Consider the following 3339-nt stretch of genomic DNA (forward strand, 5'->3'; position numbering starts at 1 on the left):
CCTCCCAGCTCGTCTCCAGCAGCAACCGCTGCTGCGGATCCATCGCCAGCGCCTCCCGCGGCGAGATGCCGAAGAGGTCGGGGTCGAAGTCCCCCGCCTCGTAGAGGAAGTTCCCCGCCCGCGTGTGCGAGGTGCCCGGCCGGTCCGGGTCCGGGTGGAACAGCCCGTCGAGATCCCAGCCCCGGTCGGTGGGGAACGCGCCCAGGCCCTCCCGGCCCTCCGTCACCAGCGCCCACAGCTCCTCGGGCGAGGCCACGCCGCCCGGGTAGCGGCAGGCCATGCCCACGATGACCACCGGGTCGTCCGCCGTGTCGGCGGCCCCGCCGCTCTCCGCCCGCCGCCGGGAGCCGGTGCCCGGGGCGTCCTCGCCGAGCAGGAAGGCGGTGAGGGCGTCCGGTGTCGGGTAGTCGAAGGCCAGGGTCGTGGGGAGGCGCCGGCCGACGGCGTCGGCGAGGCGGTTGCGCAGCTGGACGGCGGTGAGGGAGTCGAAGCCGAGGCTCTTGAACGTCTGGCCGGGTTCGATCGGCGCCGAGGAGTCGTGGCCGAGGACGGCCGCCGCCTGTTCGCGTACGAGCAGCAGCGCCTCCCGCTCCCGCTCCGCCGCCGGCAGCTCCGCCCAGCGGGACGCGACCGTCCCCTCCTCCGCCGGCGCGGCGGCCGACCGCCGGGCGGGCGGCCGGACGAGGTCGCGCAGCACGGCGGGGACGGGCCCGGCGCGGTCGGCGAAGGCGGAGAGGTGGAGGCGGGCGGCGACGAGGTGCGGCGGCTCGGCGCGCAGGGCGGGGGCGGTGGTGGCCGCGTCGAAGAGGGCGAGGGCGTGGTCCGTGTCGAGCGGTGCCACGCCGTTGCGGGCCATCCGCCGGAGCTCGGCGTCGCCCAGGTGCCGGGTCATGCCGCTGGCCTCCGCCCACAGGCCCCAGGCGAGCGTGCGGGTACGGGGCAGGTGGTGGGCCAGCGCGTCGAGGAAGGCGTTGGCGGCGGCGTAGTTCGCCTGGCCGGGGGTGCCGAGGCTGGCGGTGGTCGAGGAGAAGAGGACGAGCGCCGGAGGGTCGGGCAGGTGGGCGGTGGCGCGGTGGAGGTGCAGGGCCGCGTCGACCTTCGGGGCGAGGACCGCGTGCAGGTGGTCCGCCGTGAGGTTGGTGATGAGGGCGTCGTCGAGGACCCCGGCGGCGTGCACGACGGCCGTCAGCGGGCGCGTCGCGGAGACGGCGTCGATCAGCTCGCGCGCGGCGTCGGGGTCGGTGAGGTCGCAGGCCGTGACGGTGACGGTGGCGCCGAGGGCGGCCAGTTCGGCGCGCAGCGCGTCGGCGTGCGTGGCGCGGGGGCCGCGGCGGGAGACGAGGTGGAGGTGCCGTACGCCGCGGTGGGTGACCAGGTGGCGCGCGAGGAGGGCGCCGAGCGTGCCCGTACCGCCGGTGATGAGGACGGTGCCGTCGGGGCCGAAGGGCGAGGCGTCGGTGTCCGGGGCCGGGTCGGGGGTGTGGCGGACGAGGCGGGGGACGGTCAGGCGGCCGGCGCGGAGGGCGAGTTGCGGCTCGCCCGTGGCCAGGGCGGCGGGGAGCGCCGCCGCGGAGGCGGGGTCGTCGTCGAGGTCCACGGCGACGAACCGGCCTGGAAACTCCGACTCGGCGGAGCGCAGCAGCCCCCACAGGGCCGCGCCCGCGAGGTCGGTGACCCGGTCGCCGGGCTCGACGGCCACCGCGCCGCCGGTCACGAAGACCAGCCGCGAGCCGTCGAACCGCTCGTCGCCGAGCCATCCCTGCACCAGCTCCAGCGCGCGGGCCAGCGACGCGCGGACGGAGGCGCCGTCGGCGGCGGCCGGGGGCCGACGGAGCACCGCGAACTCCGGGGCGGGGGCGGGCAGTGCGGCCAGGTCGGAGAGGTCGGCGATGTCGAGGTGGTCGGCGGGGGCCGCATCGTGCGCGAGGGGCTTCCACTCCACCCGGTACAGCCCGTCGCGCCGCCCGCCGGCCGCCGCGCCGCGCAGCCGCTCGGCGTCCACGGGCCGCAGGGACAGCCGGTCCACCGTGAGGACCGGCGCGCCGGCGGGGTCGGTGAGGTCCAGGGCGACGGCGTCCTCGCCGATGCGGGTGACCCGTACGCGGAGGGCGGTGGCGTGCGTCGCGTGGAGGCGTACGCCGGACCAGGAGAACGGCAGCAGGGTGCGGTCGGACTGCGCGCCGAGGAGCACCGCGTGCAGGACGGCGTCCAGCAGCGCGGGATGCACGCCGGCCCGCTCGGCGTCGGCAGTGGCCTCGTCGGGCAGGGCCACTTCGGCGAAGGTCACGTCGCCGACGCTGCCGTCGCTGTCGCCGTGCCAGAGCCGCCGGAGGCCCTGGAACACGGGCCCGTAGTCGTACCCGCGGGCGCCGAGGCGCAGGTAGCCGTCGGAGAGGTCGACGGGGGCGGCGGCGTCGGCGGGCGGCGGCCAGGACAGATCGGGCCGGGCAGGGGTGGCGCGGGGCGTACGGGACAACAGGCCCTCGGCGTGCGGGGTCCACGGCGCGTCGTCGGCGTCGGCGGCCGGGCGGGCGTGGATGCCGAGGCTGCGCCGGCCGTCGTCGTCGGGCGGCCCCACGGTGACCTGGAGGTGGACGGCTCCGGTGGCCGGGAGAAGGAGGGGGGCCGAGAGGGTCAGTTCTTCTACGTGGTCGCAGCCGACGTGCTCGGCGGCGTGCAGCGTCAGCTCCACCATCGCGGTGCCGGGGAGGAGGACGGTGCCGGAGACGGCGTGGTCGGCGAGCCAGGGGTGGGTGGCGAGCGAGACGTCGGCGGTGAAGAGGGCGCCGCCGGAGGTGGCGAGAGAGACGGGGGCGTTGAGGAAGAGGTGGTGCCCGGCGGTGGGGGTGGTGGGGGCGAGCCAGAGGTGCTGGTGCTGGAAGGGGTAGGTGGGGAGGTCGGGGGCCGGGGTCGAGGTGGTGGTGAGGGTGGCCGGGAGGCCGTGGGCGTAGGCGTGGGCGAGCGCCTGGGCGAGGCGGTGGGGGGTGTCGTCGTCGCGGTGGAGGGTGGCGTGGGTGACGGCGGCGGCGTCGGCTTCCTCGATGGCGGTGAGGAGGCCGGGGTGGGGGCTGGGTTCGAGGAAGTGGCCGTAGCCGTCAGCGAGGAGGGCCTGCACAGTCTGGTGGAAACGGACCGGAGAGCGCAGGTTGGTGAACCAGTAGTCGGCGGTGAGGGTGGCGGTATCGACCGGCCCGGCGGTGACGGTGGAGTAGAAGGGAATACCGGCCGGTTGAGGCTCGATACCAGACAGGCGTGCCGTCAGGTCCGCTTCCAGCGGTTGGACCAGGGGGGTGTGCGAGGCGTACGTCACCGGCACCCGCCGATGACGTACCTCCCGGC

General features: G+C 76.7%; 1 protein-coding gene. It reads right to left on the reverse strand.

Annotation, left to right across the window (positions count from 1 at the left end):
* Window positions 1-3339: SDR family NAD(P)-dependent oxidoreductase (locus tag ABD317_RS35035; protein WP_344295700.1), on the reverse strand; the 3339-nt coding region annotated here is incomplete at both ends.

Source organism: Streptomyces synnematoformans (assembly GCF_039531005.1).
In the GTDB taxonomy this organism is placed as follows: domain Bacteria; phylum Actinomycetota; class Actinomycetes; order Streptomycetales; family Streptomycetaceae; genus Streptomyces; species Streptomyces synnematoformans.